Source organism: Acinetobacter suaedae, from assembly GCF_008630915.1.
In the GTDB taxonomy this organism is placed as follows: domain Bacteria; phylum Pseudomonadota; class Gammaproteobacteria; order Pseudomonadales; family Moraxellaceae; genus Acinetobacter; species Acinetobacter suaedae.
This window is the reverse complement of record NZ_CP043909.1, coordinates 1,625,610-1,640,881: the sequence shown is the minus strand read 5'-3', so window position 1 is coordinate 1,640,881 and position 15,272 is coordinate 1,625,610. Positions and strand designations below refer to the sequence as shown.

The following is a 15,272-nucleotide window of genomic DNA, read 5'->3' as shown; positions in this document are numbered from 1 at the left end:
GAGATTTTTAAGGGTTAATGATTGATCAAATGTACAAAGGATTGCCGTGATCACTTTAGAAATTATTTGATTTCTTCAACGAGCGTTGGAAAAATCACACTATCTACATCTACTTTAGTGGTGTAAACGCCATTTTTAAAATTAAATTCATTGACGTGATAACTTGAACCATAGATAGAATCAAAACCATCGGCTTTGGTAAATACCTTCTTATTTGCTTCGAGATCAAGTAAATGAGTTCCGTCAATAAATTGGGCATATTGAGCGGCATCTAAACCCACCCGTTTTGCCATGATTGCTACAGCATCGTCTCGTGTAGCAGGATCATTAATATATTTAACGGTTTTATCCCATACCTGAATGATTTTTTTCCAATCTTCCTTATTTGCAGCAAGGTGCGTCATATTGACGGTCAAAGTATCATAAATCAGTCCAGGCTTATCTTTGGATGAATAGATGATTTTAGAACCTGCAACCGCTTTTAATGCTTGATTGGCTACAGGTTGCCAAACTGCAATTGCCGACACATCAGGACTTGCAAAAACTTGAGGTAACTCATTCGTCATAGCATTGACTAAAGTGACTTCACTATTAGCAACTTTGGCATCATCTAAAGCCGTATTAAGTAAGTGATGATCAACCAATCCTTTCTCAACCGCAATTTTTTTACCTTTCAAATCAGCAATATTATTAATTCCACTTTTGGCAATAATGACATCATTTCCTGCGGAATAATCGGTTGCCAAAATCATGATGCCTTTGGTACCTCCTGACGCGATCACCAAGTTATCACCATTGGATACAGAAACAGCATCGAGTTGATTGGCAGAAAATGCATTGATTGATGCGGAATAATCGAACCATTTGAATTCGACATTTAACCCCGCTTCTTTAAACCAACCTTTTTCAATTGCTACTTGCCATGCCACCCAACCTGGCCAATCACTATATCCAATCGTGATTGGTTTAGTGTTGGTACTACCTTCAGTTTTTGCTTTAGACTCTGGAATTTTTGCTGTGTTGTCACAGCCCCCTAAAAAAATCGCTGTCAGCACAGATGCTGAAATCAGTGTTTTTTTGATCATCTTATGCTTGCTCCTATTGTGCTCTGATATTGAGAACTTTTCGTCTTTACGAATCTTTATGTGCCTAAGTGTTTTGTGCGATTGGTGGCATGACGGCATCCATCAATTCCAAATGCCCTTTAATCACCCCTTTTAATGCAATGAATTGCTGACTAATGGCTTTCAAATCACTACTCACACCTTGCATCAACATGACTTGTAGAACTTTGTCATCATCCAATTGAATATGTAATGAACTGATCACCTGAGCTAAGTATTGTTGCTGCAAATCAACAAGTTGCGTTCGCAGTGGTTTTAAACTCACGTCATATAACAATGTTAATGTGCCAACCATCACTTCATCGTTTTTAGCTAGATCATCGATTAAGTGTCGATTGATCATGTCCAAGATCGCTTGTGAACGGCTTTCGTAGTGTTGATCTACGATTTTTTGATCAAGTGCATTCAATGTAGTTTCAGGCACGGTAATACTGATTCGAGCTAACTTTTGCTTGGCCACCGTCTTATCCCTTTACCTTGCTGACTTGGTGATTTTGTTTGAAATACAGACCTGCTCTTGCACTGAATAAATCGACTAAGAATTTCTTAATAGGGTGTTTTTCTACAGTGTTGGTTTTGGCTTCACTCATATCGCAGCTCCTACAAGGGTATTACTAAAATTAGTTTTTGTATTACTTATTTAGAATGCAGAATATGTGCCAATTTATAGTGATTGAGATTTGTTGAATAAACTTAAATTAAATAATAAAAAAGCCCCACTACGTTGAGATGGGGCTTGCTTGAAAGCAGAGTATTTCATCAGTTTATTCCATTGTTACTGCTCATGTACTGGTTATTCTTTTTATACATGTTGGAATGAACCGATGTGTGTGATTTAGTGATCAAGTTTATTGTTCTCCTCTATTTATGTTGTATATAAATAAAAGCATAAAGCATGCCAAAATATCAGATAGTATGGATTCGGTCAGAATAAAAGATAAATAAGCCACTTAGCTATAAAGGAAGCACGAATGAGGATAATTTTCCCGTTTTAAAATGCCTAAAAAATGTACCAACTCGCACCATTTAGGTACGCTGAATGCATCAATGTGTAGCTGTGCATATAAAACTTTTTAAGAGACCTATTAATAATAGATCTCTTACAATCACTACTTTCATCAAATCACTGGCGCTAGCGTAAATAACACCTGCCCTGTTTTAACAGTTTGTCCTTTTTCGATAGTAATGCTTTCAACTTTCATACGTTCGGGAGCAACAATCGGAATTTCGATTTTCATAGCCTCGATGACCGCTAGCGTTGCTCCTTCCTCAACGATATCACCAGATTGACATTCAATTTTCCAAATCGAACCCGGCATATGTGATTCAACTGCACAACCACCATCAGGAATGATGACCGTTTCACCCTCATCAACAGCATCCAAACTCTCTGAGACATATTCCGCAAGCCCTGCCTCATGCCAACGACGACGCTCAGCATCAAAGTTAGCTTGTTGAGTTGCTTTAAAACTTGAAATGGTTTCAGCATTGTCTGATAAGAATTGATTATATTCTTTGAGGTTTAAAATACCTTCTTCAATTCTGAGTTTGAGTCGTCCTGCCTTAAAATCCTCACGCATTTGCATGAGTTCTGTTTCAGAAACTTCATAGAATTTAATCTGATCAAAGAAGCGCAATAACCACGGTTTACCTTGCTCAAAGTCTGCATTTCTACGATAGCGAGACCACATTTGCGTTGTTCTACCCACAAATTGATAGCCACCCGGTCCTTCCATCCCATAGACACACATATAAGCACCGCCGATTCCGACAGCATTTTCAGGTGTCCACGTTCGTGCAGGATTATATTTGGTCGTTACGAGTCGTTGACGTGGATCAAGCGGTGTTGCAACTGGTGCACCGAGATATACATCTCCTAAGCCCATCACCAAATAATTTGCGTTATACACCACGTCTTTTACAGCTTGCTTATCTTTTAGACCATTAATGCGACGGATAAATTCGATATTGTCTGGACACCACGGTGCATCTGGACGCACCGTTTGCATATAACGTTCAGTTGCCAACTGCGTTTGAGAGTCTTCCCAAGCCAAAGGTAAATACACAGTACGTGAAGGAACTTGCATTTCAGTCACATCAGGCAATTCTGTTTCGGCTTGTTTGAGTAGGTTCAATAAATTCTGTTGATCCAGTTTGAGTGAGTCATAATGAATTTGAAGTGAACGTATTCCCGGTGTTAGATCAATGATACCTATGATGTTTTGATCTTTAACCCACTGCATTAATGCATGTATGCGGAATCTCAAATTCAGGTCTAAAACCAATTCGCCATACTCAACCAACATGTAGTTATTACCAGCGGGGCGATAAACAACATTTGGCGTATGATCTTGACCATCTAAACGATCTAATACGGCATCATTTAAGCTATCAAACTCAACATAAAAGCTTTGACCGAATTGCACAGCATTGAGATGCTCTGTACTGAGCATATGATGATAGGTTTGATTTAATTGGGTTGCTTGTTCATATCGAATAGGAACAAATTTAACTTTGTCTCCTGCTTTTAATTGACCTAATTTCCAAAGTTCAGAATGAACAACGACTGCTGGGCAAACAAAACCACCAAGACTCGGACCATCAGGACCTAAAATGATTGGCATGTCTCCAGTAAAGTCGATTGCTCCAATAGCATAGGCATTGTCATGAATATTGGAAGGATGTAAACCTGCTTCGCCGCCATCTTCACGCGCCCATTCTGGCTTTGGTCCGATCAAGCGAATTCCTGTACGGCTTGAATTGAAATGTACTTCGAAGGAATGTTCAAAGAAGGCATCAATATCTTGTTTGGTGAAAAAATCAGGCGCACCATGCGGACCATACATCACCGCAATTTCCCAACTGTTTGAGAATGTCGGGACTTGTTCTGCATTTAAACTTGTTTGTTGGTCTGAACTAAACGAAGTGATTGGCAACATATCACCAATTAACAAATTACGTCCTGCGTGACCACCAAATTGACCTAAGGTAAAAGTCGCTTGTGAACCCAAGTATTTGGGAACATTCAAACCACCTTTGATGCCAATATACGTTCTACATCCTGTGATGATTTTGCCACATTTAAGAATTTGCCCTTTCTTGACATTCACCGTTTGCCACATTGGAATGTGCTCACCGTCTAAGGTTGATGGCATGTCACCACCTGCAAGCACGATTTGGCTATCACAGTGAAACTTTAGTGTAGGTCCATGCAAGGTACATTCTAAACCTGCACTATTAGATGCATTGCCAAGTAGTTGGTTTGCCACATTTAAAGATAAAGGGTCAATTGCTCCAGACGGTGGTACACCCACATCCCAGTAACCTAAACGCCCAGTAACATCTTGTATGGAAGTTTGAATGCCAGCTTGCAATACCTCAATTTTTTGAGTTTTCCACTCAAAAGTATTAAGGAAACGAGTGGTTTGAGTACCCGCTTTAAACACTTCACAATCAATAATATTCTGTAAATATTCAAGATTGGTTTCGATACCTGCAACCTGAGTTTTGGCTAGGGTATGATTCATGGCTTGAATAGCCGCATCTCGATCATTTGCCGTGACGATAATTTTAGCAATCATAGGATCGTAAAATGAGGAAACAGTTGAGCCAGTTTCTACCCATGTTTCATTACGTGCTTGATCATCAAATTCAACAAAGGTCAGTAAACCTGCACTCGGTTGGAAGTTTTTGATCGGGTCTTCTGCATACAAACGAACTTGTATCGAATGTCCTACTGATTTCAAAGATTGTGTTGGTGCTGTCCAGTCGCCACTCGCAAGTGTGACCATCCATTCAACCAAATCCACGCCGTATACTTGTTCTGTGACACCATGTTCAACTTGTAGACGGGTATTTACTTCCAAAAAGTAAAAGTCTTGCGTGTCCGTATCCATCACAAACTCAACAGTACCCGCTGAACGATAATTCACGGATTGCATAAGTTGAATTGCAACAGTCTGAATATATGAACGTTGTTGATCATTTAAATGTGGTGCTGGGGTTTCCTCAATAACTTTTTGATTGCGACGTTGAACAGAACAATCTCGTTCACCTAACGCTAAAACTTGTCCTTGACCATCACCAAATATTTGCACCTCGATGTGGCGAGCATTCTGTACGAATTTCTCCAAATACAGTCCTGCATCTTTAAAGTTTGCCTGCGCAAGATAAGAAACTGTTGCGAAAGCATCTTTAAGTTCTTCAGCATTCCATATCAAGCGCATGCCGATACCACCACCGCCTGCAGTACTTTTTAGCATCACAGGATAACCAATACGCTCTGCTTCAACTAATGCTTCTGCTTCATCAGCCAAAAGTTGGCTACCTGGCAATAGCGGCACATTTGCTTCGATTGCAAGTTCTCTAGCGGTATGTTTTAAACCAAATGCACGCATTTGAGCTGAGTTTGGACCGATAAATGCAATTCCTTGTGATTCACATAGATCACAAAATTCAGCATTTTCAGATAGAAAACCGTAACCCGGATGGATGGCATTCGCACCTGTTTGTTTGGCGACTTCTAAAATTTTGTCAACATTGAGGTAACTTTGACTCGCGGGTGCATCACCGATATAAATCGCTTCATCCGCTAAGGTCACATGCAATGAATCTCGGTCTGCCTCAGAGTAGACAGCAACGGATTGGATACCTAATTTTTTTAGTGTTCGAATAACACGACATGCAATCGCTCCACGATTGGCGATTAAAACTTTATTAAACATAGACTAAGCCTCCTCACCATCACGAATCACTAATTGGATCGGTGTCGGGTTATAGGCATTACATGGATTATTCAGTTGCGGGCAATTAGAGATCAGCACGATTAAATCCATTTCTGCTTTGATCTCGACAAATTTACCCGGTGCAGAAATACCATCATCAAATTTCAAATGTCCATCAGATGTGACAGGAACATTCATAAAGAAATTGATATTTGGACCAATGTGACGCACATTCAAATTGTGCTTTTTCGCGATGGGATGTTTGGCTAAGGCATACATGAAATTGTTGCGGCAACTATGCATAGGATAAGTTTCATGTGCATAGCGCACAGTATTACTTTCGCAAGAACATGCGCCACCCAACGTGTCATGACGACCACAGTTATCATCATGAATGACTGCAATTAACCGTCCAAAGTTACTGTATAAAGATGTGCCTTTTTCTAAATAGATATATTGATTCATGGCAAGCGTATCTGTAGCGCTATAACGCTCTTCAGGATTTTCTGCTGAGATAAACAACGTATCAACAGCTTGGTTGCCCTCTAAATCGATAATCCGAAAGTATTGCCCTTTTTTGACTTCGCACATCCATGCTTCACCCGCAGGACAAACTTCACTTAATGTTGCTTTTTCAAAAGTATGTAAACTCGTCATGATGCTTCTCCTATAGCTTAATATGCTGAACTCAATGCGTAGTAACGTGCGTTGTTTTGAAAAGCACGCTGATTTTGTGGACAGGCATCACGACAAATATCGTGGTCGGCTAAAGGATTGGCTTTATATAAAGACAATTGAATATCGCTTGGTTGATAGAGCGAACTGTTATCTAAACCATGGGGAGCAGCAGAAAGAAAAACCAAACAATCCATTTCAAAACGTAATTCAATGATTTGGCTGGTATTGTCTGATTGGGTATAGGTTAGAGCACCTTGATCATTGGGGCTCACTTTTGAGAAAAGGTTTACGGTTGCGCTTAAATCAGTCTGTGACAGTGAAAATTTCGCCATCTCTACTAATAAGCCATCTACACCGTTTTGGTACATTTCATTTCGTGCATCTTGAAAACGACGTTGACCAAATTGTTTGCTGATTTGCTCAGGACGACTCGCCCCACAGAACGTATCATTCCAACCATGGTCATCTTTAACGATCGATGCCATGACACGCCCTAAATCTGAATACAAAACATTGCCCGTCGTTAAAAATGCAGTATGTTGCCCTTTTAAGGTGTCTGGCATGTTGTAACGTTCGAGTTTATCTTCAGCATTCACACAAAACAGTGAAACATTGGCGTTTGAAGCTAACGCTTTGAATTGTAAAACTGTCCCTTTCTGAACTCGTCCAGACCAATGATGACCACCCGGTAGTTTTTCAGTCCAAAGGATCTGGTTGTTATGATATTCGCTCATTCGCATGACCTCTTTTAAGGTTTAAGTCCAACCTCCCGGGCTTTTATCCCTCCGTGTAGTTCTTGCGAACCGTGAACTCTCGGTCTCAGTCATAGCCAACTTTGAGGAGTCGTCTATCGGAACCCTAGATCACTTTATGATGGGATTAATGAAGCAAATGGCGTGCCAGTTTAGTAATACGATTTTTGTATTTCGTCATACTTTTTTGGTTTAAAACAAGGCATTTTTATTTTTATGCACTGTGATCAGTCAAAATCAGTGCACTAGTGTTTATTTCTGAGGCTTTACTGGAAAACATAAAAAGGGCTTTATTTCCTTCAGCACAAACATACTTTGCATTTCTTTGATTCCGGGCAATCTTCGAATGGTCGTCATTGAAAATTCAGCATAGGTATCGAGATCTGGTGATACGACTTGCAACAAAAAGTCTGCATCGCCTCCAATGCTATAACATGCAACGACATAATCTAAGGCAGTGACTTCTTCTTCAAATTTCTTTGCCTCTCTTTCGCTATGACTATCAATCGATACACGGACAAACACCATCACACCTAAGCCAAGTTTTTTGCGATCAAGTAAAACGCCGTATCCTTTGATGACTTTGGTGTCTTCTAAATGTTTGACTCTTCGCCAACAGGGCGAGGTTGAAAGACCTAACTGTTCTGATAAGTCAGCATTTGTGGTTCTTGAGTCTTTTTGCAACAACTCTAAAATTCTTGCATCAGTTTTATCAATTTTTAAATTAGGCATAAAATTTCTATTAAATTTAAATATAGGGTTATTTATACCCTATTTTTTATATTTGCTAGAACATATAGATCAAATTTACCTGTGTATTTATTAAAAAATAGAGATCCGATTTCATTTGGTTTTAATTGACATGGAACATCTCACACAAACAATGACCTATGTTTTAACTTTAGGATTAGCCGCAATCCTCCCTGGACCAGGCATGACTAGTCTTATGTTTAAGACTTTAGTACAGGGATATAAAAATGGACTGATGATGCTGTGTGGTCTTATCACAGGAGATATCACTTTTTTATTGATTTCAATTTTTCTTTTTTCTTCTCTTCATCATTTCAGTCCACATTTGGTTTTTTATTTGATACTACTATCAAGTTCGTACCTGCTTTACTTAGCTTATAAGTTTTGGTTTTTTAACGGTAATCTTTTGGAAAATGAAGCACCTGAAAATCTCAAAAACACGCTTTTTTCCTATAAAGATGGACTGTTAATTACTTTGAGTAATCCTAAAACTATTTCATTTTATCTTGCGATTGTACCTGCTATCTTCGGCGCGCAGTCATTGCAAAAGCAAAGCTGGTTTTTAGTGTCTATTACCATCTTCACGCTTGCCATCATTGGCGGACTTTATGTCTTTTTTTCGTGGAATCTAAAGAAAGTACTCAGTGATATAAAAGTACAAACCATTTTATTAAGAACGCTGTCTGTCATGATGGGTATATTGGCTTTGGGAATGTTTTATAGAGAATTTAACATTCAATATTTAGCATAATCCATTGATTCACAAAGCCCTAAATTACATTTTACTTTAGAGCTTTGTGAGTCAAATAGAGGATGAACTCAAATCTTACTTTTTCTTTTTGGTGAACAAATTCAATGCTTGCGCATAATGTGATGGTGTTACACGCTGAATTAGATCTAAAATTTTGGCATCATTGCCAATTAAAACTCGGCGCTGATCTTTTTTAACCGCATTTAAAATTACTTTTGCAGCTTCTTCAGGTGGAGTTTTAAGTACCTTGTTAAAAGCTTTACTGGCCTTTGCAGGATTCAATCCTAAAGCCCGAATACTATCACTCATGCGTGCGCTATTCGCAATGTTGGTGCGAATCCCCCCAGGATGGACACAAGTTGCACTTACGCCGTTGGCTTGTAAGTCAAGCTCTTGACGAAGTGATTCGGTAAAACCACGTACTGCAAATTTGGTCGCATTGTATGCACTTTGCGTAGGTTGGGCGGTTAAGCCAAATAGACTGGAAATATTGATAATATGCCCTTCACCACTTTGCTTTAAATAGGGTAAAAATGCTTTGGTACCATGTACAACACCCCAAAAATTAATATCAAATACCCATTCCATTTCCTCATAACTCATTCCTTCAACCGTGCTTGCCAATGCCACGCCTGCATTATTAAAAATGAGGTTAATTTTTCCATGTTCTTGAGCGGTATTCGCAGCCCATTCCTCTACAGCTGTGCGATCAACCACATTTAAGGTGCTAAGCGTGACTTTAACTGGATAGGATTTAACAAGCTCCAATGTTTCAGCTAAGCCTTGCTCGTTGACATCACTTAGGGCTAAATGTGCACCTTGTTGTGCCAATAAAATAGCAAGTTGTTGACCGATTCCAGAACCTGCACCTGTAATCGCAGCAACTTTTTGATTAAAATTTTTCATAAAATGGCTCTTTGTTTAGTTAATGTCTAATTGATAAAAATGGATTGCGTTTTGTCTAAAAATCGCTTGTAAAGCTTCAGAACCATAAGGCTCAATCATTTTGATATAAGCCTGTATTAAGTCGGTTAACCGTGCATTAGGTTTATCCATTGGATAGTTTGAAGCAAACATGATGCGTCCTGTACCAAAGACATGGATCGCATGCTGTATCAATGGGGTCAATAATTGAACCATTTCAGCAACAGTTGCCGTCCGATTTTCTTTATAAAATGTATGTCCCAATACTGGCATCATAAGCCCTGATATTTTTGCATGCACATTCGGCTGCTCCGCTAAAGCACTTAGGTCGTTTTGCCATTGCTGAAATATTGCATCACGTTGCGCAGCAGTTTTCCCTGTCTTTTTCCCCACTGCGCCAAATAACCCAGCAGGAGTTGCAAGATGGTCCACGACAATGCGTGTTTCTGGAAATTGCTTGGCCAAGGCAGTGATCTCATTTAATTGAGTTGAATAACCCCAAGCATCAAAGGACAGATTCATTTGGGCGAGTTGCTCAAATCCTTTTAAGAATTTTTTAGACTGATATAAATGAGGTGTTTTAGACCAGCGATAGATGCCATCATCTTCATGCCAAGAAGACATCTTTCGAATTCCTCTAAACAAAGGACTTGCATCTCGATGTGCTTTTAAAATATCGACGAATTTGCGGTGACTTGGATCTGCCGTGGCAACAATTGCAGCAAGCTTTAAATCATATTTTGCAAAATCTAACTGGCTTAGCCATCTCGTTTCTTCAACAACGCCAAACCCTTTATGATGATGCCAATTGGCTTCGACATGAACAACGCTTTCAACCTGTATCCCATCTAAATCTTGATGATAATGCATCGGCAAATAAGGGCTTAATACATGTTGCGTATGCCCTAGAGTGTCCAATAACGCTTTTGGTTTTACTAAGCGAAGAATCTTATCCATAAGCAATGGATATTTCCCTAATGCCTTAACCAATACAGCTGCGGAATGCGGAGTATGGTAAGGATCCCACTGATGTATATGTGGGTCAATAATAGAAAAATCGAGTTGGTTCATTGTTCCACTCTATAAAGTTGTAATATCGTTCCTTTAGGATTAATCTTTTTCAATAATCAGTTCAAAAGCCATGTTGAAATCTTATAAAACCGATAAGCTATTTATATGTTTCATTGGTTACTCCATACCAAAACATGTTTTATTGTGTTTTCTAGCTTACAAAGAATCTAAATATGCATGAAATGATTTTTTATAATCATAAATTATGAATAGTATTCATAATAAAATATAATGTTAATTTATTTAACTGATTTTAATGAAAAAATACACTTGACCTCCACGATATGAGCGCTTTAGTCAAGTGTATTCAGCATGAATTTAAAAATTCATGCTATTAATTATTTATGTAAACCGACTGCTTTTGCACGAGCAGCATGCAACTTCTTGTAGCTCTCAATCAAACGCAAATGACGATCCAAACCTTCGAGTTTCATACTGGTCGGCGTTAAACCATAAAAACGAACAGTGCCTTCGACAGAACCCACGACAGCATCCATACGCTCATCACCAAACATACGACGGAAGTTCTTTTCGTAATCGTCCAACTCCATCTCGTCATCCAGAATAACTTCCAACACGACGTTCATACATTGATAGAACAAACCACGTTCTACAGTGTTGGTGTTGTATTGCAGGAATTGCTCAACTAAATCTTTTGCTTCTTCAAATTGCTTCAAAGCAACATAAATAAGGAGTTTTAATTCAAGCAGTGTCAATTGTCCCCAAACAGTATTGTCATCAAATTCAATGCCGATTAAGGTCGTGATTTCTGTGTAATCGTCAAGTTCACATTCTTCTAAACGCTCAACCAGTGCTTCAAGACGCTCGTCATCTAAACGATGAATATTTAGAATATCTTCACGGAATGCCAATGCTTTATTTGTATTGTCCCAAATCAAATCTTCAACTAAATAAATCTCAGAATAATCGGGCACGAGGATACGACAAGCTGTAGCACCTAAATGTTCATAGACAGCCATGTAAACTTCTTTGCCCATTTCTTCAAGAATACCGAATAATTCAGCAGCCTCATCCGCATTCGAGTTTTCACCATCATTGGTGAAATCCCATTCTACAAAATCATAATCAGATTTTGCGCTGAAGAAACGCCAAGAGACTAAGCCACTTGAATCAATAAAGTGTTCCACAAAATTATTCGGCTCGGTCACTGCTTCACTTTGGAAGGTTGGCTGAGGTAAGTCATTGAGACCTTCAAAACTACGACCTTGTAATAACTCAGTCAAACTACGCTCTAAAGCCACTTCAAAACTTGGATGCGCACCAAATGAGGCAAACACACCGCCTGTGCGTGGGTTCATCAAAGTGACACACATCACTGGGAATTGACCGCCCAAAGAAGCATCTTTAACTAATACTGGAAAACCTTGCTCTTCTAGGCCTTGGATACCTGCAACAATACTTGGATACTTTGCCAAAACTTCTTCAGGAACATCAGGTAGTGCAATTTCACCTTCGATAATTTCACGTTTTACAGCACGTTCGAAAATTTCAGATAAGCACTGAACTTGAGCTTCTTCTAATGTATTCCCTGCACTCATACCATTACTGAGATACAAGTTTTCGATCAAGTTTGATGGGAAGTAAACTGTTTCACCATCAGACTGACGAACAAAAGGAAGTGAACAAATCCCACGTTCAATATTCCCAGAGTTAGTATCGTATAAATGAGTACCTAGTAACTCTTTTTCAGGGTCGTAAATCTCAAGACAGTATTCATCCAAGATTTCTTTGGGTAATTCGCCATTTGGCCCTGGTTTAAACCATTTCTCGTCTGGGTAATGCACAAATTCTGCGTTGGCAATTTCTTCACCCCAAAATTGGTCGTTATAGAAGAAATTACAATTAAGACGTTCAATAAACTCGCCTAATGCAGATGCCAATGCGCTTTCTTTGGTTGAGCCTTTACCGTTGGTAAAACACATCGGTGACTGTGCATCACGAATATGTAAAGACCAAACATTTGGCACGATATTACGCCATGACGCAATTTCAATCTTCATGCCTAAACCAGCCAAGATCCCTGACATATTGGCAATGGTTTCTTCTAACGGTAGATCTTTACCTTGGATATAAGTGGTACTTTCAGATGCAAGATTCGGCATCAATAAAGCTTGAGCATCTGCATCGATGCTTTCTACTTCTTCAATGACAAATTCAGGACCCGTTTGAATAACTTTCTTCACGGTACAACGGTCAATTGAACGTAAAATCCCCTGACGATCTTTTTCAGAAATATCAGCTGGAAGTTCAACCTGAATTTTAAAAATCTGTTTATAGCGGTTTTCTGGATCAACAATATTGTTCTGAGATAAACGAATATTATCGGTTGGAATATCACGTGCCGCGCAATACACTTTGACAAAATAAGCTGCACAGAGTGCCGACGATGCCAAGAAGTAATCAAATGGCCCCGGTGCAGATCCGTCCCCTTTATAACGAATCGGTTGATCTGCGATTACCGTAAAGTCATCGAATTTGGCTTCTTGTCGAAGGTTGTCGAGGTAATTAACCTTGATTTCCATGCTGGCACCTAAGTTAGTCTGATGTGTTTATTTGACACAAAAGATTGAAAATATTGATAAATAAGCCGAATTGTAGTGTTAAATTGACTTAATAATGCGTAGTCGCAAGAGATTGTCGAGATGACATGCACTCTGCAACTCGTAATGATGGGCGTTATTATAGAAGTATTTTATGAAATTGATAACTTTTGTCTGTATTTCGAAGTGATTTAACTAGAATCTGTCCAGAAATACAGCAGCTTCAAACATTCATTTCTGAAAAGACTGCTCAATACTCAATATTTTGCAGTCCCCCTAAAATTTTTACTAAATAATAATGAATGCTTATTAACAACGACCTGCAGCCTGCAATAACGCATTACACTGTTTATTATCGGCATTATTTGTTGTTTTTACTGAGCTTGATCCAGAACAAATTGCTTGAGAACTAATCGCACCACCAACGGTAGTAATATAGCATTGGTAAGATTTTCCACCTGTGGTTGCAACAAAGTTTATTGTTCCATCAATTGCCCCTTGTCGGTTAGACACTTTAACTTTATCAGATGTTGTATTTAAAGCGAAAGCTGCTTTTTGTTCTAAGGTCTGGTCTTGTATAACCATGTTTCCAACTGTTCCGCATCCAGTAAATAATAATACACTTAATAATGGTAAAAATCTTAACGACATCATAAATATATCCTTTCGTATAAATTATAAAAATTAAATATAACAATGCTTTAGACATTTATGGAGAATCTAATCATGATATTTAAATATGTTAAATTATAACATAAAAATAATTAAATTCTACCCACCTCAAGATATGGGATTAAGTTTTTGTCAAAATTGGGACGAGGATCACCTTGAAAGCTAATAAAGCCATGCATTCCAGTTAAACGCTCTCCCTTATAAAATTGATTGAGCTGATAACGGGGATCTTGATGTGACAAGGTAAAACTTACAGCACCGATTCCCAATTGCTTGGAACGCTGATAAGCATCGGTGAGCATACGATGATGCAAAGACAAAGCGTTTGGATGACACAATAAACTATGTAATACATGGTATTTCACTGAGTCACCACGTTTTGGCAAAATTAAACTTTTGCTAAAAACCGTACATAAATTATAAATCGGACGAAACAATCCAATCATGCGACTGTAATGTAATATTTTAGTTTGTTTAAGACCATGTTGATCCCATAGCCCAAACATTCCTACGATTTTATCATTATGAAAATAAAGTAAAAAATCCGAAAGATTTAAACCAGTAAAATAACAATCCCCTTCAGCCAATTCTTCAAAATTATATGCAGGAATAAAATTATAATAATCTGACATTTCCGTCACAAAAGCATTCATTGCAGCAATATGCTCAATCCCAGCAGTACATGACCAAATCTCATCAGCAGTTTCATTATTTGACGTTTGAGCCTTTATATATTTTTTTAGTTTACTCAGTCTGCCTAAACTCGTTAATGTTAAAGTCTCAATCAGTCCTTCATCATAATAATCAGGCATGCCAGTTTTAGCCGTTTGAATAGCCGCACGCGCAGCATGATTATCATCAAAAATAATCATTTGACTAAAATTAGGTTCATGCATTGTTTTTTCAACATGAGCGCCTAGCATTTTCACTAGAAATTTTCCGCGATATTGATGATCTACTCGCAAATCACTCGCATATCGAAAGTTTTGTATCTCTCGATTGACATAACATGGTCGATAACCATTGCTATAACAAGCAACTTTTTTCTGATTTTCTTTATCCTCAATCAGAACATGCAATTTATGTTTATACAGGATATCAGAAGCTTTGAAATAGCTTGGTTCGCGTTGAAAACTAATCTGGATACCACGTGTTGTCATCGGTACAGCAATTAATGCTCTTAAGGCATGATCATCTTCCTGCATTGCTTCCCTTGTAACAAGTTGACTTTCAAAATGCTGGCTGGCTGGGCTTGTATTCATTGT

General features: G+C 38.5%; 13 protein-coding genes and 1 riboswitch. Of the genes, 1 reads left to right on the top strand and 12 read right to left on the bottom strand.

Going from position 1 to position 15,272, the window contains the following annotated elements; all coding sequences use genetic code 11:
* Positions 1 to 62: 62 nt before the first annotated feature.
* The 7 genes from F2A31_RS07725 to F2A31_RS07700 form a co-directional block, all read right to left on the bottom strand.
* Positions 63 to 1,085 carry an ABC transporter substrate-binding protein gene (locus F2A31_RS07725; protein WP_150025894.1) on the bottom strand — a complete coding sequence of 341 codons (1,023 nt, stop codon included), beginning with the start codon at positions 1,083 to 1,085 and terminating at the stop codon, positions 63 to 65.
* Positions 1,086 to 1,149: 64 nt separating this feature from the next.
* Entirely contained in the window at positions 1,150 to 1,584 is a 435-nt protein-coding gene (locus tag F2A31_RS07720; protein ID WP_008941385.1) for a CopG family ribbon-helix-helix protein, read from the bottom strand.
* A 4-nt stretch (positions 1,585 to 1,588) separates the two neighbouring features.
* Positions 1,589 to 1,714 carry a hypothetical protein gene (locus F2A31_RS15950; RefSeq protein ID WP_004639188.1) on the bottom strand — a complete coding sequence of 42 codons (126 nt, stop codon included), beginning with the start codon at positions 1,712 to 1,714 and terminating at the stop codon, positions 1,589 to 1,591.
* A 528-nt stretch (positions 1,715 to 2,242) separates the two neighbouring features.
* Positions 2,243 to 5,848, bottom strand: coding sequence for an urea carboxylase (gene uca, locus F2A31_RS07715; RefSeq protein ID WP_150025893.1), 3,606 nt, complete (start codon positions 5,846 to 5,848; stop codon positions 2,243 to 2,245).
* Between the two features lie 3 nt (positions 5,849 to 5,851).
* Positions 5,852 to 6,505, bottom strand: a complete 654-nt coding sequence (locus tag F2A31_RS07710) for an urea amidolyase associated protein UAAP2 (protein ID WP_150025892.1) — start codon at positions 6,503 to 6,505, stop codon at positions 5,852 to 5,854.
* A gap of 17 nt (positions 6,506 to 6,522) precedes the next feature.
* Positions 6,523 to 7,266, bottom strand: a complete 744-nt coding sequence (locus F2A31_RS07705) for an urea amidolyase associated protein UAAP1 (RefSeq protein ID WP_228715656.1) — start codon at positions 7,264 to 7,266, stop codon at positions 6,523 to 6,525.
* A 24-nt stretch (positions 7,267 to 7,290) separates the two neighbouring features.
* Positions 7,291 to 7,399: riboswitch (guanidine-I (ykkC/yxkD leader) on the bottom strand.
* A 131-nt stretch (positions 7,400 to 7,530) separates the two neighbouring features.
* A complete protein-coding gene (locus F2A31_RS07700; protein WP_005080650.1) occupies positions 7,531 to 8,010 on the bottom strand; it encodes an Lrp/AsnC family transcriptional regulator in 480 nt (159 codons plus the stop codon).
* Positions 8,011 to 8,140: 130 nt separating this feature from the next.
* Here F2A31_RS07700 and F2A31_RS07695 point away from each other — a divergent pair, with 130 nt between their 5' ends.
* On the top strand, positions 8,141 to 8,779 hold the full coding sequence (locus F2A31_RS07695; protein ID WP_150025890.1) for a LysE family translocator: 639 nt from the start codon (positions 8,141 to 8,143) through the stop codon (positions 8,777 to 8,779).
* A 75-nt stretch (positions 8,780 to 8,854) separates the two neighbouring features.
* Here the strand turns inward: F2A31_RS07695 and F2A31_RS07690 are convergent, their stop codons facing one another.
* The 5 genes from F2A31_RS07690 to F2A31_RS07670 form a co-directional block, all read right to left on the bottom strand.
* Positions 8,855 to 9,685, bottom strand: a complete 831-nt coding sequence (locus tag F2A31_RS07690) for an SDR family NAD(P)-dependent oxidoreductase (RefSeq protein WP_150025889.1) — start codon at positions 9,683 to 9,685, stop codon at positions 8,855 to 8,857.
* Between the two features lie 15 nt (positions 9,686 to 9,700).
* Positions 9,701 to 10,774: an amidohydrolase family protein gene (locus F2A31_RS07685; RefSeq protein WP_150025888.1), complete on the bottom strand. Its 1,074-nt coding sequence runs from the start codon at positions 10,772 to 10,774 to the stop codon at positions 9,701 to 9,703.
* A gap of 338 nt (positions 10,775 to 11,112) precedes the next feature.
* Positions 11,113 to 13,317, bottom strand: a complete 2,205-nt coding sequence (locus tag F2A31_RS07680; protein WP_150025887.1) for an OsmC domain/YcaO domain-containing protein — start codon at positions 13,315 to 13,317, stop codon at positions 11,113 to 11,115.
* 327 nt (positions 13,318 to 13,644) lie between these two features.
* Complete coding sequence (locus F2A31_RS07675) at positions 13,645 to 13,989, bottom strand: hypothetical protein (RefSeq protein ID WP_150025886.1); 345 nt, start codon at positions 13,987 to 13,989, stop codon at positions 13,645 to 13,647.
* A gap of 110 nt (positions 13,990 to 14,099) precedes the next feature.
* On the bottom strand, positions 14,100 to 15,269 hold the full coding sequence (locus F2A31_RS07670; RefSeq protein WP_150025885.1) for a hypothetical protein: 1,170 nt from the start codon (positions 15,267 to 15,269) through the stop codon (positions 14,100 to 14,102).
* Positions 15,270 to 15,272 lie beyond the last annotated feature (3 nt).